The organism is Mycolicibacterium chubuense (genome assembly GCF_001044255.1).
Taxonomy (GTDB): Bacteria; Actinomycetota; Actinomycetes; order Mycobacteriales; family Mycobacteriaceae; genus Mycobacterium; species Mycobacterium chubuense.
In genome coordinates this window covers 187,036-205,905 of record NZ_JYNX01000035.1, presented here as the reverse complement: position 1 = coordinate 205,905, position 18,870 = coordinate 187,036, and the positions used below count along the sequence as shown (strand labels likewise).

Sequence of the window (18,870 nt, the reverse complement as noted above, 5' to 3'; positions counted from 1 at the left end):
GTTTGGGCGCGAAAGTGCGAGAAGTTCTCGCCATTTCGTCGATCTGGACGCAGGATCGAAGCCATGCCCGAGACCGCGCTCCGGATCTGCCCCCTCTGCGAAGCCACCTGCGGCCTCACCCTGACCATCGACGACGGCCGCGTCGTCGGGGCCCGGGGTGACCGCGACGACGTGTTCAGCGCCGGCTTCATCTGCCCCAAAGGGGCGAGCTTCCCTGAACTCGACAACGACCCCGACCGCCTGCGCGCGCCGCTGGTCCGGCGCGACGGCGTGCTGACCGAGGCGACGTGGGAGGAGGCGTTCGCGGCGATGGCCGACGGTCTCGGCGCGGTGCTGCGCGAGCACGGCGGCGCGTCGGTCGGCGCCTACCTCGGCAACCCGAACGCCCACACCGTGGCGGGGGCGCTGTACCCGCCTCTGATCATCCGCGGGCTCGGCACCCGCCAGGTGTTCTCGGCCAGCACGCTCGACCAGATGCCCAAGCACGTCTCGCTGGGGCTGATGTTCGGCAGCCCGGTCGCGTTCACGGTGCCCGATTTGGACCGCACCGACTACCTGGTGATCATCGGCGCCAACCCGCTGGTGTCCAACGGCAGCCTCGCGACCGCCGCCGACTTCCCCGGCAAGCTGCGCGCGCTGCGCAAACGCGGCGGGCGGCTCGTCGTCATCGACCCGGCCCGCACCCGCACCGCCGAGCTCGCCGACCGTCACCTCGCGCCGCGCCCCGGGACCGACGCCGCGCTGCTGTTCGCCGTCGCCCACGTGCTGTTCGACGAGGACCTGGTCGCGCTCGGCGCGCTCGCCGAGCACGTCACCGGCCTCGACGAGGTGCAAGCGCTGGCCCGCGACTTCGCCCCGGACACCGTCGCCGGGTACTGCGGCGTCGACGCCGAGGAGATCCGGACGCTGGCGCGCGAACTCGCGGCCGCCCCCACCGCGGCGGTCTACGGCCGGATGGGCACGTCGACCGTCGAGTTCGGCACGCTCGGCAGCTGGCTCGTCGACGTCGTGAACGTCCTCACCGGCAACCTGGACCGGCCCGGCGGCGCGATGTTCCCCTGCTCGCCGGTCGCACCGGCGCCGCGCGGCCACCGGCCCGGCCGCGGATTCGTCACCGGCCGCTGGCACAGCCGCGTCTCCGGCCGCCCTGAGGCGCTGTCCGAGCTGCCCGTCGCGGTCCTCGCCGAGGAGATCGAGACGCCGGGGGAGGGCCAGATCAGGGCGATGATCACGGTCGCCGGCAACCCGGTGCTGTCGGCGCCGGACGGCGAGCGGCTCGACCGGGCGCTGGAGTCCGTCGGGTTCATGGTGAGCGTCGACCCGTACCTCAACGAGACGACCCGGCACGCCGACGTCATCCTGCCGCCCCCGCCGCCGTCCCGCGCCCCGCACTTCGACTTCGCGCTGAACGGTCTGGCGGTCCGTAACAACGCGCGGTACTCGCCGCCCGTGCTGCCGCTGCAGGGCCGACCCGACGAGGCGGAGATCCTGTCGCGGATCGCGCTGGTCATCTACGGGCTGGGGCACGACGCGGACCCCGCGCTGGTCGACGAGCAGGTGATCGCGACGACGCTGGCCAAGGAGACCGCCGACGCCGGGTCGCCGGTGGCCGGACGGTCGGTCGACGAGCTGACCGCGATGCTGCCCGACGGGCCGGGGTACGAGCGCCGGCTGGACATGATGCTGCGGCTGGGCGCCTACGGCGACGCGTTCGGCGCGCGGCCCGACGGGCTGACCCTGCAGCGGCTCAAGGACGCGCCGCACGGCATCGATCTCGGCCCGCTGCAGCCGCGCCTTCTCGACGTGCTGCGCACACCGTCGGGCCGCGTCGAGCTCGCTCCGCCGGCGCTCGTCGACGACACGGCCCGGCTGCGCGACGCCCTGGGCTCACCCACCGAGGGGTTCGTGCTGATCGGGCGTCGGCATCTGCGCTCCAACAACAGCTGGATGCACAACCTGCCCGCGCTGGCGGGCGGCACCAACCGGTGCACGCTGCGGATGCACCCCGACGACGCGGCCGACCTCGGCGTCGCCGACACCGCCGTCGTCAAGGGCGCGGGCGGCGAACTGGTGGTGCCGGTCGAGATCACCGAGGACATCCGGCGCGGCGTGCTGTCCCTGCCGCACGGCTGGGGTCACGACCGCGCCGGCACCGGTCAACAGCTGGCGGCCGGCGCGCCCGGCGTCAACGCCAACCAGCTCAACGACGGATCGGTCCTCGATCCGCTGTCGGGCACCGCGGTGCTCAACGGCGTTCCGGTCACCGTCGGCCCGACTCGCTGAGACTTCACCTAGCCGAGTTCCCACACCACCGTCACCGAGAACCCGACGGTCTGCTGACCCGGCTCGAGCGGCACCGCGGCCTCCATCGCCCGCGGCGCCGCGGGCAGCGGCACCGGTGGTGTCGGCGCGGCGGATTCGGAGATCGAGATGACCTTGCCCAGCCCCAGCCCGGACAGCTGGGCGTACTGGGCGGCGCGGTCCTTGGCGTCCTCGAAGGCCCGTGCGCGGGCGTCGCGGACCAGCTGGGAATCGTCCTCGATCGAGTAGCTGATGGAGTTGATCCGGGTGGCGTTGCCGCCGGTGCTGACGATCAGGCCGATCGCGTCGGAGGCCTTGGCGAGGTCGCGGATGGTGACGGTGATCGCGTTGGTGGCGCGGTAGGCGGAGATCGTGGTGCTGTCGCTGCCGTACTGCGGCTGCAGATCGGCGGCGGTGGTGGCGATGTCCTTGCGGTCGATGCCGGCGCCCACCAGCGCGTCGATGACGGCTTTCTGGCGATCGTTGGTCTGGTTCATCGCGCCGGTGGCGTCGGCGGCGAGGAACTCCATCGACGCGTTGACCGTCAACGTGTCCGGGGTGCCCTGCACCTCGCCGGCACCGACGACGGTCACCTGCCGGCTGTCCGAGCCGGGGGACAGGCTGGGGCCGCTCTGGGAGTCGCAGCCCGCCAGCGTCGCGGCGACGACGCCCACCGCGGCGACGGCGAGGGGGAACCGGAGGGACGTGGCGCGGGCTGGGATCGGCATGGCTGGCACACTAACCCGCCGATCGCCGCCGGCGGCGTCACTCCTGGCGGTGCCGTCCCCAGCGGTGCGGCGTCGACGCCTTCGACGTGCTCGATGCGGTGGTGTCGCGCGTCGGTGTCTCGGCGGCTTCGGGCGTGTCTCTCGCGGTGGTCGGTTTCTCCGCGGGCTCCGTGGCCGGCTCGTCCTTCCCGGCGGGCTCGGACGACGTCGCCGCTGCGGTCGATTCCTCCTCGGCGGCAACCTTTTTCGAGAACAATTTGCGGCGTGGCGGCTTGCTGACGGGCTCGTCGGCGGTGACGTCGTTGGTGACGGCAGCCTTCGTGGCAGCCGCCGTGACCACGGTGTCGTCGGCAGACGCCGGTTCCTCGGGCGGTGCCGACGGCTCGGCGGGCGTCGTCAGATACGGCCGGTCGTAGGCCTTTTCGACGATCTCCTTCAGCGGCTCGTTGAGCGCGTCGGCCAGCGCGGTCATCCCCATCGCGCGCAGCGGCCGCAGCAGCGGCAGGTCTTGCGTCGGCACGAACACGTAGGTGGTGTTTCCCTCCGTCCACACCACGTTGGCCGGGTCGTCGAGGTCCACGCTGCGGTAGTCCAGGTGCATCGGCGACAGCATTCCGGCGGCGACGTTGGCCAGCGCGAGCAGGTTCAGCGGGTTGTCGGGGAAGTCGGCCATCGGGTCGTACTGCCGCACGATGTCGATCACGTGGTAGTCCGTGGGCGTGATCGGCGGCCGGGTACCGCCGTAGGCGCGTCGCGGGTTGCCGATCAACACGAACGACACGTCCTCCGGCGACGGCGCGCCCGGCTTGCCGGCGTTGTCGGCCATCCACTGCTCGGCCACCCCGGCCCCGTTGCTGAACCCGAGCACGATCGTCGGGCTTCCACCGGGCTGTACGCCGGTCGTCTGCGAGAGTCGGGCGTCGAGCGCCCGCACGCCGTCAGGGGTGACGAACGGTACGTACGGCACCATCGAGCAGCGGTTGGTCGCGCACATCGAGCCCTCGAGTGCGGTGTCGATCGACCAGACCGGCCACAGCGGGCTGATCGTCAGCACCGTGGCCGGCGCCGGGTCCTCGGCGGCCACGGCGGCCGACGGCGGCGCCGTGCCGAGCGAGAGCACCGCTGCCGCGGCGAGCAGCGGCGGCACCATCTGCCGCGCCGGCAGGCGTGGCCAGGAGACCGGTGCCCGGGTGACGGGGCGCTCCTCGCGCAACGACCCCTCGAGATCGTCGATCACCGCGACGAGCAGCGCGTCGCGGTCCCCGAAGTGGACGGCCAGTTCGGCCTCGCTGACCCCGGCCGCGTCGGCGACCTCGGCCATGCTCGCCGCCGGCCCCAGATCGGTGAACGCCCGGCGGGCCGCCGCGACCAATTCGCCCCGGTCAGACCCCCGATTTTGACGTTCCCGCCGCTTTGCTATGAAGTTCATGTCGATTTCCCCCCGGCCGAATGCGCCCCAACCCGCAGCAAACATACCCACCGGTGGTGAAGATCACACCTCAGACGCGAAGGAACTCGATCAACAGCCGATTGACAGCCTCCGGGCACTCCTCGGTCAGCCAATGCCCGGCGCCCTCGAGCAGCACCTCCCGGTAGGGGCCGGTGACGACTTCGCTGGCGCGGTGGCGCGGGGTGTAGGCCAGCGTCGCGTCGGCGGTGCCGCCGACGAACAGCGCGGGCACCTCGATCGTGGCGGCCGGGGTGTCGGCGGTCAGCTCCCAGTTGCGGTCGAAGCAGCGGTACCAGTTCAGCGGAGCGGTGAAGCCGCCGCGGGTGAACGCGTCGGTGTAGACGTCGAAGTCGGCCTGGTCGAGCCATCCGGGGAGGGCCCCGGGATCGGTGATGCGGTCCAGGAACCCGGCGGGGCCGGGCGCGAGCATCCGCAGCGCGGCGGCCTCGTCGTCGGCCGGCGGGGTGGCGAAGAGCTTTCGCAGCGTGGTCGCGGGGTCGCGCGCCAGTTCGGCGTCGGCGGGGCCGGGCTGCTGGAAGTACAGGATGTAGAAGAAGCGGTCGCCGAAGACCCTGCGGAACGCCTCGGTGGTCGGGACGCGGGGACGGGGCACCGGGGGCAGGCTGAGGCCGGCCACGGCCGAGAAGCGGTCCGGGTGCAGCAGCGGCGCCGCCCACGCGACGACGGCGCCGAAGTCGTGACCGACCACCGCGGCGTCGTCGGCGCCGATGTCGTCGAGCAGGCCGACGACGTCGTTCACCAACTCGGTCACCGCGTACGCCTCGACCGCCGGAGGTCGATCGGAGCCGCCATAGCCGCGCTGGTCCGGGGCCAGCACATGGAAACCGGCATCGGCCAGGGCCCGCACCTGATGGCGCCACGTGTATGCCAGTTCGGGGAAGCCGTGCAGCAGCACCACCGCGGGTGCACCCGGTTCGCCGGCCTCGGTCACCTGCAGCGCGACCCCGTTCGTGTGCATCGTCCGCGTTCGCACACCCTCAACTCTCGCCGAACGTGCTCGTACTGTCGCCCGAAGCACCGAATCGCGACCGGGAATGCACGTTCGGTGCCAGAACGCCGTCGGGAACTGCCGAACGTTGGTCTAGCGGTAGCCTTGAGGTTTCCAGCTGCGCGTATTGGAAGGATTTGGCCGGAGGGCTCGCCGTCGGCCGCACACATATGAACCGGACTCCTGCATGAACCGCAAGAATGTGATCCGCACGCTCACGGTGATCGCCGTGGTGCTGCTGCTCGGGTGGTCGTTCTTCTACTTCAGCGACGACACTCGCGGCTACAAGCCCGTCGACACCTCGGTCGCGACGGCGCAGATCAACAGCGGCAATGTCACCAGCGCGCAGATCGACGACCGTGAACAGCAGCTGCGGCTGGAGCTCAAGGACGGCAACAGCGACACCGAGGACAGCACCAAGATCATCACGAAGTACCCGACCGGGTACGGCGTGCCGCTGTTCGAGGCGCTGCAGGGCAAGAACGTCAAGACCAACACCGTGGTCAACCAGTCCAGCATGCTGGGCTCGCTGCTGATCTACCTGCTGCCGCTGCTGCTTCTGGTGGGTCTGTTCGTGATGTTCTCCCGGATGCAGACCGGCGGCCGGATGGGCTTCGGCTTCGGCAAGTCGAAGGCCAAGCAGCTGGGCAAGGACATGCCCAAGACCACGTTCGCCGACGTGGCCGGGGTCGACGAGGCGGTCGAAGAGCTCTACGAGATCAAGGACTTCCTGCAGAACCCGAGCCGCTACCAGGCGCTGGGCGCCAAGATTCCCAAGGGCGTGCTGCTCTACGGTCCGCCCGGTACCGGCAAGACGCTGCTGGCCCGCGCGGTCGCCGGCGAGGCGGGGGTGCCGTTCTTCACGATCTCCGGCTCGGACTTCGTCGAGATGTTCGTCGGCGTCGGCGCCTCCCGCGTGCGCGACATGTTCGAGCAGGCCAAGCAGAACAGCCCGTGCATCATCTTCGTCGACGAGATCGACGCCGTCGGCCGTCAGCGCGGCGCGGGTATGGGTGGCGGCCACGACGAGCGCGAGCAGACCCTCAACCAGCTGCTCGTCGAGATGGACGGCTTCGGCGACCGCCAGGGCGTGATCCTGATCGCGGCCACCAACCGGCCCGACATCCTCGACCCCGCGCTGCTGCGGCCCGGCCGCTTCGACCGCCAGATCCCGGTGTCCAATCCCGACATCGCGGGCCGGCGCGCCGTGCTCAAGGTGCACTCGGCCGGCAAGCCGATCGCCCCCGACGCCGACCTCGACGGCCTGGCCAAGCGCACCGTCGGCATGTCCGGCGCCGACCTGGCCAACGTCATCAACGAGGCAGCCCTGTTGACCGCACGCGAGAACGGCACCGTCATCACCGGCGCCGCGCTGGAGGAGGCCGTCGACCGCGTCGTCGGCGGGCCGCGCCGCAAGGGCCGCATCATCAGCGAGCTCGAGAAGAAGATCACCGCCTACCACGAGGGCGGGCACACGCTCGCGGCGTGGGCGATGCCCGACATCGAGCCGATCTACAAGGTGACGATCCTGGCCCGCGGCCGCACCGGCGGGCACGCCGTCGCTGTGCCGGAGGACGACAAGGGCCTGATGACCCGCTCGGAGATGATCGCCCGGCTGGTGTTCGCGATGGGCGGCCGCGCCGCCGAGGAGCTGGTGTTCCGCGAGCCCACCACCGGCGCGGTGTCCGACATCGAGCAGGCCACCAAGATCGCCCGCGCGATGGTCACCGAGTACGGCATGAGCTCCAAGCTGGGCGCGGTGCGCTACGGCACCGAGCACGGCGACCCGTTCCTGGGCCGCACGATGGGGACGCAGGCCGACTACAGCCACGAGGTCGCGCAGATCATCGACGACGAGGTGCGCAAGCTGATCGAGGCGGCCCACACCGAGGCGTGGGAGATCCTCACCGAGTACCGCGACGTGCTCGACACCCTCGCCGGTGAGCTGCTGGAGAAGGAGACGCTGCACCGGGCGGAGCTCGAGGCCATCTTCGGTGACGTCAAGAAGCGGCCCCGCCTGACCATGTTCGACGACTTCGGTGGTCGCGTCCCGTCGGACAAGCCGCCGATCAAGACACCCGGTGAGCTCGCGATCGAGCGTGGTGAGCCGTGGCCGAAGCCGGTGCCCGAGCCGGCGTTCAAGGCCGCGATCGCGCAGGCGTCCAAGGCGGCCGCCGAGGCCGCGCACCGCAACGGCGGCAACGGCAGCAACGGTGCCAACGGCGCCAATGGCGCCCCGGCCGGAGGCCAGACCCAGCCCGACTACGGTGCGCCCGCCGGCTGGCATGCGCCGGGCTGGCCGCCCCCTCCCCAGCAGGGTGCCCCGCAGCAGAATCAGCCGCAGGGCTACTGGTATCCCCCGTCGGGCTACCAGGGCGCACCGGCGAGCCCGCAGCCGCCGTACTATCCGCCTTACCATCAGCCCTACCCGCAACCCGGCCCGCCGGGTACGGGGCAGGGACAGGGGCCGGACAACGGTCGCGACCCCAATAGGGACCCCAATAGGGACGATGGGCGCGGCACCCCGCCGGGCAACGGGTAACAGCGGAGGAGACCCCGATGACGCGGTCGCGAGACGGTTCGGCCACGATCACCACTCCGGAATTCGACCAGGCCCGCGCGGAAGCCGCGGTGCGTGAGCTGCTCATCGCGGTCGGGGAGGATCCCGACCGGCACGGCCTGGTCGACACCCCGGCACGGGTGGCGCGCGCCTACAAGGAGATCTTCGCCGGACTCCACACCGATCCGGACGAGGTGCTGAACACCACCTTCGACGAGCAGCACGACGAACTCGTGCTGGTCAAGGACATCCCGATGTACTCCACCTGTGAGCATCACCTGGTGTCCTTCCACGGTGTCGCGCATGTCGGATACATCCCCGGCCGCGACGGCCGGGTCACCGGTCTGTCCAAGCTGGCCCGCGTCGTCGACCTGTACGCCAAGCGGCCCCAGGTGCAGGAGCGGCTGACCACCCAGATCGCCGATGCGTTGATGCGCAAGTTGGATCCGCGCGGCGCGATCGTGGTGGTCGAGGCCGAGCACCTGTGCATGGCGATGCGCGGGATCCGCAAGCCGGGCGCGCGGACCACGACGTCGGCGGTGCGCGGACAGTTCAAGACCGACAAGGCATCTCGCGCTGAAGCCCTGGAACTGATCCTGCGGAAGTGACCACCGCCAGCCTCCCGCCCTCCACACCGACGAGCGTGGCTGTGATGGGGGTCGTCAACGTCACCGATGATTCGTTCTCCGACGGCGGGTTGTATCTCGACCGGGACCGTGCGGTCGCGCACGGCGTCGAGTTGGTCGACCAGGGTGCGGCGATCGTCGACGTCGGCGGCGAGTCGACCCGTCCAGGCGCCAGCCGGGTCGATCCGGCGGTCGAGACGGGCCGGATCCTGCCGGTGATCGCCGAACTCGCCGGCCACGGCGTCACCGTCAGCGTCGACACCATGCATGCCGGGGTTGCCCGCGCCGCGCTGGAGAGCGGCGCGCGCATCGTCAACGACGTGTCCGGCGGGCGGGCCGATCCGGACATGGTCCGGGTGGTCGCCGACGCCGGGGTGCCGTGGGTGCTGATGCACTGGCGGTCGGTCGGCGCCGCCCGACCGCACGACGCGCCGTCCTACCGCGACGTGGTGGCCGAGGTGCGCGACGAACTGATGGCCGGAGCCGACGCCGCGGTGCGCGCCGGCGTGGCCGCCGACAAACTGATCCTCGACCCCGGCCTCGGGTTCGCCAAGACCGCGCAGCACAACTGGGCGCTGTTGGCCGCGCTGCCCGAGTTCGTCGCGACCGGTATCCCGATCCTGGTTGGTGCGTCGCGCAAGCGTTTCCTCGGCGCGCTGCTGGCCGACACCGACGGGCAGCCTCGGCCACCGGGCGGCCGGGAGACCGCGACGGCGGTGATCTCGGCGCTCGCGGCCTGGCACGGGGCGTGGGGAGTGCGGGTGCACGATGTCCGCGCGTCGGTCGACGCGCTGGCGGTGGTGGCGGCCTGGAAACGGGCGGGGCAACAGGCGGGACGGCATGGCTGATCGAATCGAGTTGCGCGGCTTACGGGTTCGCGGAAACCACGGGGTGTTCGACCATGAACGCCGCGACGGGCAGGACTTCGTCGTCGACGTCACGGTGTGGATCGACCTGCAGGCCGCGGCCGCCAGTGATGACCTCGCCGACACGCTCGACTACGGCGCGCTCGCGCAGCGGGCGGCCGGCATCGTCGGCGGCCCGGCGCGGCAACTGATCGAGACCGTCGCCGCGGAGATCGCGGAGGACGTGATGGGCGACGAGCGCGTGCACGCCGTCGAGGTCGTGGTGCACAAACCCGCTGCACCGATCCCGCTGGACTTCGCCGATGTCGCCGTCGTCGCGCGCCGGTCCCGGCGCGGCGGGCGCGGGGCGGCGCCGCAGTGACGTCGGTGGTGCTGTCGATCGGCTCCAACCTCGGGGACCGGATGGCGCATCTGCAGTCGGTCGTCGACGGCCTCGGCGACGCCGTCACCGCGGTCTCGCCGGTGTACGAGACCGACGCCTGGGGCGGGGTGGAACAGGGTGCGTTCCTCAATGCTGTTGTGCTGGCCGATGATTCGAGCCGTGATCCGCACGGGTGGCTGCGTCGAGCGCACGAACTCGAGGACGCCGCGCAGCGCGTCCGCGAGCAGCGGTGGGGACCCAGGACGCTCGATGTGGATCTGGTGGTGGTGCGCGACGGCGACCAGCTGGTGAGCGTTCACGACGACGTGCTCACGCTGCCGCATCCGTACGCGCACGTGCGTGCCTTCGTGCTCGAGCCGTGGCTGGTGGTCGATCCGGAGGCGACGCTGACCGTCGCCGGTCGGCCGGTGGGCGTGGAGTCGCTGCTGGCCGCCGTCGATTCCGGCGAACGCACCGGGGTGCGGCGCACGGAGCACGCGCTGCGGTTCGGGGCCGCGACCTGATGGGGCCGACGCGCAAACGGGACCTGGCCGCCGCGGTGGTCGCCGCCGCGGTGCTGGGTTACCTGCTGGTGCGGGCGACGTACCGGTACTTCCCGCCGATCACGGTCTGGACCGGCATGTCGTTGCTGGGCGTCGCGATCGGCCTCGCCGGGTGGGGCTTCTATGTCCGGGCGCGCATCCGGGACGCCGAGATCGGGGTGGGCCGGGGACGGCTGCATCCTCTCGCGGTCGCCCGGTCGGTGCTCATCGCGAAAGCCTCGGCGTGGATGGGCGCCGTGGTGCTCGGATGGTGGCTGGCCGTGTCGGCCTATGTGCTGCCCCGGCGGGGCACGCTGCGGGTGGCCGCGGCCGACTCCCCGGGCGCGATGATCGCGGGGTTGTGCGCGCTGGCGCTGGTGGTGGCGGCGCTGTGGTTGCAGCATTGCTGCCGGTCTCCCGACGACGCGCCGCCGGACGCCGACCCGGCGCCGGGCTGACCCGCCCACGTCGTCAACCTGCCGAATCGCCGCAGAGGTCGACACGCGCAGCGACCTGTGGCGGGTACAGTCGCCCCATGACCGATCCGACCCGCGGCGCCAGGATCCGGCGCGGTCCTCGTCGGCCCGGTTGGATCCTCACGACGGCTTTGCTGGTGCTCGCGATCGCCGCCAGTTCTGCCTTGGTTTTCACCAATCGGGTCGAGCTGCTCAAGCTTGCTGTGATCTTGGCGCTGTGGGCGGCGGTGGTCGCTGCGTTCGTGTCGGTGATCTACCGGCGGCAGAGCGACACCGACCAGGCGAAGGTGCGTGACCTCAAGCTGGTCTACGACCTGCAGCTGGAGCGGGAGATCTCGGCGCGTCGCGAATACGAGTTGTCCGTCGAGTCGCACCTTCGCCGCGAGCTCGCCGCCGAGTTGCGTGCCCAGTCCGCCGACGAGGTGGCCGCGCTGCGCGCCGAGTTGGCCGCGCTGCGCGCCAATCTCGAGTATCTGTTCGACGCCGACCTGTCGCACCGGCCGGCGATCGAGACCGATCGCGCGGCGCCGCCGTCGCTGACCGAATGGGGCCCTCGCCCCGAGGGTGCCGGCCGCGTGCGCAGCAGCCGCATCGACGCCGAGGAGACCGCGATCCTCGACGAGATCGACGACCACTCCCCGGACACCGAGGAGAGCCCGATCATCGACGTCCCCGCCGAGCCGCACCCGCCGGAGGAGAGCTGGCCGCCCGCCGCGGAGCCCGCCGGGGGTGCGCACCGGCGCGCCGGCGAGCGTGAACCCGCTCCGGGACCCTGGGCGCCTCCGCCGCCTCCGCCGCCCCCGCCGCCCCCCGAGACACCGCCGCCACCCCAGTTCCCGTGGCTGCCGCCGCAGGCGTCCCCCCCGCCCCCGCCCCCGCCGGAACCGGCGCCCGAACCAGAACCTGCCTCCCAGTGGCAGCCGGTGCCCGCCGAGGGGCGCTTCATCCCGGCAGGCGAGCCGGGAAGCAACTGGGTCGCACCGCCGGCGAACGGCACCGGGCCGGAGTACGTCGGCCGCAGGCGCGCACCCGAATCGGAACCCGAGCCCGAGGCGCCGCGGGGCCGGCACTCGTCGGCCGGCGAGACGCCCGAACCCGAGCCGGTCCCCGAGGAGACCGACGACGACCGGGACGGAGGCGCCCACACCGGTGGCCAGTCGGTCGCCGAACTGCTGGCCCGGCTGCAGGCCACGCCGTCGGGCGGAGGCCGGCGCCGACGCCGCGAGGACTGAAACCGGGCCTGCGTTAGGCTGTGGCCGACCGTCCGGTACCCGCCTGCGAGACCGGAACGAAACCCTTCGACAACCAGCGAGGTCGTCTGCAATGGTGCAGCCCCCGGTCGGTGGGAATGCCCCCCACGACGGGCTCCGCCCCGCCCGGCTCACCGTCGGTGTTCTCTCGGCCGGGAGGGTGGGCTCTGCCCTCGGCGCGGCCCTCGAGCGTGCTGAACACGTCGTCGCCGGGTGCGCCGCCGTGTCGAACGCGTCGCGCGCCCGCGCCGCGCGGTGGCTGCCCGACACGCCCGTGCTCCCGGTCGACGAGGTCGCCGCGCGCGCCGAGCTGCTGCTGCTGGCCGTCCCCGACGCCGAGCTGGCCGACCTGGTCGCGGGGCTGGCGGCCACCGGCGCCGTGCGGCCCAACACGATCGTGGCGCACACCTCGGGTGCCAACGGCATCGCGGTGCTGGCGCCGCTGGCCGAGCGCGGCTGCATCACGCTGGCCATCCATCCGGCGATGACATTCGCCGGCACCGACGAGGACGTCGACCGGCTGCGGGGCACCTGCTTCGGGATCACCGCGGCCGACGAGATCGGGTACGCGATCGCGCAGTCGCTGGTGCTCGAGATCGGCGGGGAGCCGTTCCGGGTGCGCGAGGACGCCCGCACGCTCTATCACGCGGCGCTCGCGCACGGCAGCAATCACGTGGTGACCGTGGTGCTCGACGCGCTCGAGGCGTTGCGGGCAGCGCTGAGCGGTCAGGAGCTCCTGGGGCAGGATCTCGTCGCCGACGCGCCGGGCGGGCTGGCCGAGCGCATCATCGGCCCGCTGGCGCGGGCGTCGCTGGACAACGCGCTGCGGCGCGGGCAGCGCGCGCTGACGGGCCCGGTGGCCCGCGGCGACGCGCGCGCCGTGGCCGCCCATCTCGAGGCGCTCGACGAGGTGGACCACGAACTGGCAGAGGCGTATCGAACGAATTCGTGGCGGACGGCGCAGCGGGCCCGGGCCCCGCGCGCTGTCCTCGACGTGCTGGCGGAGGCGGAACGACGATGATCACCGGTAGGGCGCCGAAGTTCTCGGCCGGTCACCTGAATGTGTATGCGCGGCCGCGCGATGTCTCCGATGTGACGAAGGCGCTGCGCGCGACCGGCCGCCGGATCGTGCTCGTGCCGACCATGGGCGCCCTGCACGAGGGACACCTCACGCTGATCCGCGCCGCCAAGCGCGTCCAGGGGGCGGTGGTGGTGGTGTCGATCTTCGTCAACCCGCTGCAGTTCGGCGCCGGTGAGGATCTCGACGCCTATCCGCGCACCCTCGACGACGACCTCGACGCGCTGCGGGCCGAGGGCGTGCAGATTGCGTTCACCCCGACCGAGGACGACATGTATCCGCAGGGCCGACGCACCACCGTGGTGCCCGGGCCGCTGGGGGCTGAACTCGAAGGCGCTTCGCGGCCAACGCATTTCGCGGGTGTGCTGACCGTGGTGCTGAAGCTGTTCAACACCGTGCATCCCGACCGCGCCTACTTCGGCGAGAAGGACTATCAGCAGCTGACGCTGATCCGGCAGATGGTCACCGACCTCGATCTGGGTATCGAGGTCATCGGCGTCCCGATCGTGCGCGAGGCCGACGGGCTGGCGATGTCGTCGCGCAACCGCTACCTCGACCCGGTGCAGCGCGAGCAGGCCGGGGCGCTGTCCGCGGCGCTGCTGGCCGGCATGTACGCCGCGGCCACCGGGGTGCCCGCCGCGCTGGACGCCGCCCGCGCGGTGCTCGACGAGGTGCCCGCACTCACGCTGGACTACCTGGAGGTGCGCGACCCGATGCTCGGGCCGGCTCCCGCCGAGGGCCCCGCACGGATGCTGATCGCCGCCAAGCTCGGCGCCACCCGCCTGCTCGACAACATCGCGATCGACGTCGGCGCCAGCGCCGGCATCGACGGCCATCCCCGCACCCCCAGCGGTGACAGCCACGAATTGCCCTGGAGGAATTGATGTTCCGCACGATGCTCAAGAGCAAGATCCATCGCGCCACCGTGACCCAGGCCGATCTGCACTATGTGGGATCGGTGACGATCGACGCGGACCTGATGGAGGCCGCCGATCTGATCGAGGGGGAGCAGGTCACCATCGTCGACGTCGACAACGGCGCCCGGCTGGTCACCTATGTGATCACCGGCGAGCGTGGCAGCGGTGTCATCGGAATCAACGGCGCTGCAGCTCATCTGGTGCATCCAGGAGATCTGGTGATCTTGATCGCCTACGCGGTGGTCGACGACGCCGAAGCCAAGGCGCTGCAGCCGCGGGTGGTGTTCGTCGACGCCGAGAACCGATTGGTTGAGCTCGGCAGTGATCCCGCAGAAGTTCCGGCCGGGGTTCCCGCGCACGCGCCGGCAGGCGCGCCGGATCTGTTGTCGGCTCGGTGATCTGCGGTGCTCCTTGCGATCGACGTCCGTAACACCCACACCGTCGTCGGCCTGATCTCCGGCGCCGGCGACCACGCCAAGGTGGTGTCGCACTGGCGGATCCGCACCGAATCCGAGGTCACCGCCGATGAGCTCGCGCTGACCATCGACGGGTTGATCGGCGACGACGCCGAGCGACTCACCGGCGCGGCGGGCCTGTCGACGGTGCCATCGGTGCTCCACGAGGTGCGGGTGATGCTCGAGCAGTACTGGCCTTCGGTGCCGCACGTGCTGATCGAACCCGGTGTGCGAACCGGGATCCCGCTGCTGGTCGACAACCCCAAGGAGGTCGGGGCGGACCGCATCGTCAATTGCCTTGCCGCGTACCAGAAGTACGGTACGGCCGCGATCGTCGTCGACTTCGGGTCGTCGATCTGCGTCGATGTGGTGTCGGCCCGGGGGGAGTTCCTCGGCGGTGCGATCGCGCCCGGCGTGCAGGTGTCCTCGGACGCCGCGGCGGCGCGGTCGGCGGCCCTGCGGCGCGTCGAGCTGACCCGGCCGCGCTCGGTGGTCGGCAAGAACACCGTCGAATGCATGCAGGCCGGTGCGGTGTTCGGGTTCGCCGGCCTGGTGGACGGTCTGGTCAGCCGGGTGCGCGAGGACGTCGAGGGTTTCGGCGGCGACGACGTCGCGGTGGTGGCCACCGGCCACACCGCGCCGCTGGTGCTGCCCGATCTGCGGACCGTCGAGCACTACGACCGGCACCTGACGCTGGACGGGCTGCGGCTGGTGTTCGAACGCAACCGCGACGGGCAGCGGGGCAAGCTCAAGCAGGCCCGCTAGAAGGCCGAGCGGCCTGCTTGTCAGGGCCGCGCTAAAAGTACGTCCGGATCAGGTCGACCACCCGGTCCCCGGCGTCGAGCACGGGGATCAGCCGCCACTTGTCGAACACGGTGCAGGGGTGCGAGATCCCGAACCGCAGCCACTGCCCGACGTCGGCGCTGTCGGCGCCGCCGAGCCGCAGATTGGCGTGCTGGTCGTACAGCGTGGTCAACGCGCTGCCGGGCAGATCGAGCGGCATCGGCAGGCCCTGGTCGAATCCGACGTCACGCCGGCCCATCGCGACCACGGCCAGCTCCGGTTCCGGCCGGGACACCACCGCCGCGCGTACCTCGAACGCCGGCCGCAGCGCGTCGCCGCCGTCCCGGGTCAGCGGCGACGTCCGCTGATAGATCCCGTGATCGTGGGTCAGGTAGCACCCACTGCGCAGCACCGTGCGCACCGGGACCTCGCCGGGCCACCCGGTCAGCGCGTCGGCGACGGCGTCGAAGTATGTGCTCCCGCCCGCGCTGACCATCATCGACTCGGTCTGCACCAGCGGCGCCAGCCCGATCGCCGTCGCGCGCAGCAGTCGCAGGTGCTCGGCCACCACGTCCTGCTCCTGCGGCGTCAGCTTCTGTCCGACGGCCGCCTCGTATCCGGCGACGCCCGCCAGCCGCAGCCGCGGGGAGGCCGCGACAGCACGGGCGACGGCGTCGATCTCGGCGCGATCCCGGCAGCCGCTTCGGCCGCCGGGAATCCCCACCTCGACGCACACGTCGACCGGGCGGCTCGAGCCGGCCAGCCCCGCCGTCATCAGCTCCACGCCGCGCACCGAGTCCACCCAGCACGTGAACGTCAGCTGCGGGTCGGCGTCGAGCTCGGCGCCCACCCAGGCCAGCCCGGCGCGGTCCACGAGTTCGCCCGCCAAGACCAGTGACGTCACCCCGAAGGCGCGGTAGACCGCGGCCTGCGCCACGGTGGCCACGGTGATCGCACACGCTCCGGCCGCGAGCTGGCGCGCGGCCAGCTGCGGCGCCATGTGCGTCTTGCCGTGGGGAGCCAACTCCACACCGCGCTGCCGGCACCACGCCGCCATCGTCTCCAGGTTGTGCGTCAGCGCCTCGGCGCGCAGCACGCAGACCGGACCGGGGGCGTCGTCGTCGGACCACCGGGGTCCCTCGGCGACGATCTCGGCGGCCGTGCGACCCCACCACTGCACCGGGACGCCCTTGAAGCGCCAGTCCAGCGGCTCGTCGGCAGCTGCGGGCACGGTCACCCGTTCATTTAAGCTGGCACGTCGTGACCGACGAATCCGGCAACGCAGATCTGGCCAGTGACATCCCCGGGGACATCCCCGACGACCTCCCCGAGCAGTTCCGGATCCGTCAGGCGAAGCGCCAGAAGTTGCTCGACGAGGGTCGCGAGCCCTATCCCGTCGAGGTGGCGCGCACCCACACCCTCGCCGAGGTGCGCCAGGCGTTCCCCGCGCTCGCCGCCGACGAGACGACCGGCACGCTGGTTGGGGTGTCGGGCCGGGTCATCTTCGCCCGTAACTCCGGCAAGCTCTGCTTCGCGACGCTGCAGGAGGGCGACGGCACCCAGCTGCAGGCGATGATCAGCCTGGACCGCGTCGGCCAGGAATCACTCGACGCGTGGAAGGCCGACGTCGATCTCGGCGACATCGTGTTCGTGCACGGGGAGGTCATCAGTTCGCGGCGCGGCGAATTGTCTGTGCTGGCCGACTCCTGGCAAATCGCGTCCAAGTCGTTGCGGCCGCTGCCGGTGGCGCACAAGGAGATGAGCGAAGAGGCACGGGTGCGGCAGCGCTACGTGGATCTCATCGTGCGCCCCGAGGCGCGCACCATCGCCCGCCAGCGCATCGCGGTGGTGCGGGCCGTGCGCTCGGCGCTGGAGCGGCGGGGCTTCCTCGAGGTCGAGACCCCCATGCTGCAGACGCTGGCCGGCGGCGCGGCGGCGCGTCCCTTCGTCACCCACTCCAATGCGCTCGACGCGGATCTTTATCTGCGCATTGCCCCGGAACTTTTTCTCAAGCGTTGCGTCGTCGGCGGTTTCGACCGGGTTTTCGAGTTGAATCGGGTGTTCCGAAACGAAGGCGCCGATTCCACCCATTCCCCCGAATTCGCGATGCTGGAGACTTATCAGGCCTACGGTACATACGACGATTCCGCGAAGGTGACGCGAGAACTCATCCAGGAGGTCGCCGACGAGGCGATCGGCACGCGCCAGGTGACTTTGCCCGACGGAAGTGTCTACGACCTCGACGGCGAATGGGACAGCGTCGGAATGTATCCGTCTTTGTCCGAAGCGCTCGGGGAGGAGATCACGCCGCAGACTTCCGCCGAACGGCTCTGGCAGATCGCCGACCGACTCGGTGTCGAGATTCCCCGTGATCGCGGATATGGGCACGGGAAATTGGTGGAGGAACTGTGGGAGCACGCGGTCGGCGACACTTTGTGGGCGCCGACATTCGTCCGCGACTTCCCGGTGGAGACCACACCGCTGACCCGCGAGCATCGCAGTATCGACGGCGTCACCGAAAAATGGGATCTCTACATTCGTCACATCGAACTCGCGACCGGCTATTCCGAACTGATCGATCCGGTGATCCAGCGGGAAAGGTTCGAAGCCCAAGCGCGCGCCGCGGCCGCGGGCGATGACGAAGCAATGGCGCTCGACGAGGATTTTCTGTCCGCGCTCGAGTACGGCATGCCCCCGACAACGGGTACCGGAATGGGCATCGACCGCCTGCTCATGGCGTTGACAGGGCTGTCCATTAGGGAGACGGTTTTGTTCCCGATTGTTCGTCGGCACGGCTACTGAACCGCCGCGATTGTCGCGTTGTTGAATGGCAACCCCATTTATGGCAGATTGGTGCCGGGGATTGGGAGCCTAGCGAGCATTTGTGTCGCGCAGCGCGTACAGAAGGGCACTGGCCATGGCCAAGAAAGTCACCGTCACCCTCGTCGACGATTTCGACGGTGAAGGCGCCGCCGACGAGACCGTCGAATTCGGTCTCGACGGAGTGAGTTACGAGATCGACCTGTCCGCCAAGAACGCCGCCAAACTCCGCAACGATCTCAAGCAGTGGGTCGAGGCGGGCCGCCGGGTCGGTGGCCGTCGCCGCGGCCGCGCCGTCGGTACCGGCCGGGGTCGCGCCGCCATCGACCGCGAGCAGAGCGCGGCAATCAGGGAGTGGGCGCGCCGCAACGGTCACAACGTCTCCACTCGCGGCAGAATCCCCGCTGATGTCATCGACGCGTTCCACGAGGCAACGTAGGGCCTCGTTGCCAGCACACTTTCCGGGGTGATCGTTCGCTCGCGGCGAACCCACCCGGGCGCTCGGGACGAAACGAAATCCGGGCCCGACGCGTTGGTCTGGGCAGTGCCGGGTGGTCACCGCATCCGCTCCCGTTGCCATCGCCGGTTTCAGCCGGCGGTGAACCGGGGCGACAGGCGGGGCACCCGGGGCCGCCGCCCATTACAGTG

Annotated in this window: 18 protein-coding genes; 14 read left to right on the top strand and 4 right to left on the bottom strand. The window is 71.1% G+C overall.

Annotated features, from left to right (window positions below; genetic code table 11):
- The first annotated feature begins 63 nt into the window (after nt 1-63).
- Nucleotides 64-2,283: a molybdopterin-dependent oxidoreductase gene (locus tag MCHUDSM44219_RS12905; RefSeq protein WP_048418620.1), complete on the top strand. Its 2,220-nt coding sequence runs from the start codon at nt 64-66 to the stop codon at nt 2,281-2,283.
- Between the two features lie 8 nt (nt 2,284-2,291).
- Here MCHUDSM44219_RS12905 and MCHUDSM44219_RS12900 read toward each other — a convergent pair whose 3' ends face one another.
- The 3 genes from MCHUDSM44219_RS12900 to MCHUDSM44219_RS12890 form a co-directional block, all read right to left on the bottom strand.
- Complete coding sequence (locus MCHUDSM44219_RS12900; protein WP_048418619.1) at nt 2,292-3,029, bottom strand: SIMPL domain-containing protein; 738 nt, start codon at nt 3,027-3,029, stop codon at nt 2,292-2,294.
- 37 nt (nt 3,030-3,066) lie between these two features.
- Entirely contained in the window at nt 3,067-4,458 is a 1,392-nt protein-coding gene (locus MCHUDSM44219_RS28440) for a PE-PPE domain-containing protein (protein ID WP_162232093.1), read from the bottom strand.
- Nucleotides 4,459-4,528: 70 nt separating this feature from the next.
- The gene (locus tag MCHUDSM44219_RS12890; RefSeq protein ID WP_172506300.1) at nt 4,529-5,458 is read right to left on the bottom strand and encodes an alpha/beta fold hydrolase; all 930 of its coding nucleotides are present in this window, start codon (nt 5,456-5,458) and stop codon (nt 4,529-4,531) included.
- A 217-nt stretch (nt 5,459-5,675) separates the two neighbouring features.
- On the opposite strand from MCHUDSM44219_RS12890, the gene ftsH reads away from it, so the two are divergent.
- The 11 genes from ftsH to MCHUDSM44219_RS12835 all read left to right on the top strand — a co-directional run bounded on the left by ftsH (nt 5,676) and on the right by MCHUDSM44219_RS12835 (nt 15,384).
- Nucleotides 5,676-8,030, top strand: a complete 2,355-nt coding sequence (ftsH, locus tag MCHUDSM44219_RS12885) for an ATP-dependent zinc metalloprotease FtsH (protein WP_048418617.1) — start codon at nt 5,676-5,678, stop codon at nt 8,028-8,030.
- A gap of 17 nt (nt 8,031-8,047) precedes the next feature.
- Nucleotides 8,048-8,656 carry a GTP cyclohydrolase I FolE gene (gene folE, locus MCHUDSM44219_RS12880; protein ID WP_048418616.1) on the top strand — a complete coding sequence of 203 codons (609 nt, stop codon included), beginning with the start codon at nt 8,048-8,050 and terminating at the stop codon, nt 8,654-8,656.
- Nucleotides 8,657-8,700: 44 nt separating this feature from the next.
- Entirely contained in the window at nt 8,701-9,522 is an 822-nt protein-coding gene (gene folP / locus MCHUDSM44219_RS12875; RefSeq protein WP_048418615.1) for a dihydropteroate synthase, read from the top strand.
- The gene (gene folB, locus MCHUDSM44219_RS12870; RefSeq protein ID WP_048418614.1) at nt 9,515-9,901 is read left to right on the top strand and encodes a dihydroneopterin aldolase; all 387 of its coding nucleotides are present in this window, start codon (nt 9,515-9,517) and stop codon (nt 9,899-9,901) included. The genes folP and folB overlap by 8 nt, the downstream gene beginning before the upstream one ends.
- Complete coding sequence (folK, locus tag MCHUDSM44219_RS12865) at nt 9,898-10,425, top strand: 2-amino-4-hydroxy-6-hydroxymethyldihydropteridine diphosphokinase (protein WP_048418613.1); 528 nt, start codon at nt 9,898-9,900, stop codon at nt 10,423-10,425. The genes folB and folK overlap by 4 nt, the downstream gene beginning before the upstream one ends.
- Nucleotides 10,425-10,901, top strand: a complete 477-nt coding sequence (locus MCHUDSM44219_RS12860) for a DUF3180 domain-containing protein (RefSeq protein ID WP_048418612.1) — start codon at nt 10,425-10,427, stop codon at nt 10,899-10,901. Before folK ends, MCHUDSM44219_RS12860 begins: the two co-directional genes overlap by 1 nt.
- Nucleotides 10,902-10,978: 77 nt before the next feature.
- On the top strand, nt 10,979-12,151 hold the full coding sequence (locus tag MCHUDSM44219_RS29980) for a DUF6779 domain-containing protein (RefSeq protein ID WP_048418611.1): 1,173 nt from the start codon (nt 10,979-10,981) through the stop codon (nt 12,149-12,151).
- Nucleotides 12,152-12,242: 91 nt separating this feature from the next.
- A complete protein-coding gene (locus MCHUDSM44219_RS12850) occupies nt 12,243-13,190 on the top strand; it encodes a Rossmann-like and DUF2520 domain-containing protein (protein ID WP_048418610.1) in 948 nt (315 codons plus the stop codon).
- Nucleotides 13,190-14,131: a pantoate--beta-alanine ligase gene (panC, locus tag MCHUDSM44219_RS12845; protein WP_172506341.1), complete on the top strand. Its 942-nt coding sequence runs from the start codon at nt 13,190-13,192 to the stop codon at nt 14,129-14,131. The genes MCHUDSM44219_RS12850 and panC overlap by 1 nt, the downstream gene beginning before the upstream one ends.
- Nucleotides 14,131-14,562 carry an aspartate 1-decarboxylase gene (gene panD / locus MCHUDSM44219_RS12840; RefSeq protein WP_048418608.1) on the top strand — a complete coding sequence of 144 codons (432 nt, stop codon included), beginning with the start codon at nt 14,131-14,133 and terminating at the stop codon, nt 14,560-14,562. The genes panC and panD overlap by 1 nt, the downstream gene beginning before the upstream one ends.
- Before the next feature lie 6 nt (nt 14,563-14,568).
- Nucleotides 14,569-15,384: a type III pantothenate kinase gene (locus MCHUDSM44219_RS12835; protein WP_048418607.1), complete on the top strand. Its 816-nt coding sequence runs from the start codon at nt 14,569-14,571 to the stop codon at nt 15,382-15,384.
- 31 nt (nt 15,385-15,415) lie between these two features.
- Here MCHUDSM44219_RS12835 and MCHUDSM44219_RS12830 read toward each other — a convergent pair whose 3' ends face one another.
- Nucleotides 15,416-16,639, bottom strand: coding sequence for an alanine racemase (locus MCHUDSM44219_RS12830; RefSeq protein WP_053081244.1), 1,224 nt, complete (start codon nt 16,637-16,639; stop codon nt 15,416-15,418).
- A 62-nt stretch (nt 16,640-16,701) separates the two neighbouring features.
- Here MCHUDSM44219_RS12830 and lysS point away from each other — a divergent pair, with 62 nt between their 5' ends.
- Together lysS and lsr2 are read left to right on the top strand one after the other, a co-directional pair.
- Nucleotides 16,702-18,204, top strand: coding sequence for a lysine--tRNA ligase (gene lysS / locus MCHUDSM44219_RS12825; protein WP_048418709.1), 1,503 nt, complete (start codon nt 16,702-16,704; stop codon nt 18,202-18,204).
- Between the two features lie 115 nt (nt 18,205-18,319).
- On the top strand, nt 18,320-18,661 hold the full coding sequence (gene lsr2, locus MCHUDSM44219_RS12820; protein WP_048418605.1) for a histone-like nucleoid-structuring protein Lsr2: 342 nt from the start codon (nt 18,320-18,322) through the stop codon (nt 18,659-18,661).
- The last annotated feature ends 209 nt before the right edge of the window (nt 18,662-18,870 follow it).

Bases quoted from the DNA above. Each gene is read 5' to 3' on its own strand.
- folB (WP_048418614.1), top strand. From the start codon at position 9,515: ATGGCTGATCGAATCGAGTTGCGCGGCTTACGGGTTCGCGGAAACCAC.
- lsr2 (WP_048418605.1), top strand. From the start codon at position 18,320: ATGGCCAAGAAAGTCACCGTCACCCTCGTCGACGATTTCGACGGTGAA.
- MCHUDSM44219_RS12900 (WP_048418619.1), bottom strand. From the start codon at position 3,029: ATGCCGATCCCAGCCCGCGCCACGTCCCTCCGGTTCCCCCTCGCCGTC.
- MCHUDSM44219_RS28440 (WP_162232093.1), bottom strand. From the start codon at position 4,458: ATGAACTTCATAGCAAAGCGGCGGGAACGTCAAAATCGGGGGTCTGAC.
- MCHUDSM44219_RS29980 (WP_048418611.1), top strand. From the start codon at position 10,979: ATGACCGATCCGACCCGCGGCGCCAGGATCCGGCGCGGTCCTCGTCGG.
- MCHUDSM44219_RS12905 (WP_048418620.1), top strand. From the start codon at position 64: ATGCCCGAGACCGCGCTCCGGATCTGCCCCCTCTGCGAAGCCACCTGC.
- folP (WP_048418615.1), top strand. From the start codon at position 8,701: ATGGGGGTCGTCAACGTCACCGATGATTCGTTCTCCGACGGCGGGTTG.
- panD (WP_048418608.1), top strand. From the start codon at position 14,131: ATGTTCCGCACGATGCTCAAGAGCAAGATCCATCGCGCCACCGTGACC.
- folE (WP_048418616.1), top strand. From the start codon at position 8,048: ATGACGCGGTCGCGAGACGGTTCGGCCACGATCACCACTCCGGAATTC.
- MCHUDSM44219_RS12860 (WP_048418612.1), top strand. From the start codon at position 10,425: ATGGGGCCGACGCGCAAACGGGACCTGGCCGCCGCGGTGGTCGCCGCC.
- ftsH (WP_048418617.1), top strand. From the start codon at position 5,676: ATGAACCGCAAGAATGTGATCCGCACGCTCACGGTGATCGCCGTGGTG.
- MCHUDSM44219_RS12850 (WP_048418610.1), top strand. From the start codon at position 12,243: ATGGTGCAGCCCCCGGTCGGTGGGAATGCCCCCCACGACGGGCTCCGC.
- MCHUDSM44219_RS12890 (WP_172506300.1), bottom strand. From the start codon at position 5,458: ATGCACACGAACGGGGTCGCGCTGCAGGTGACCGAGGCCGGCGAACCG.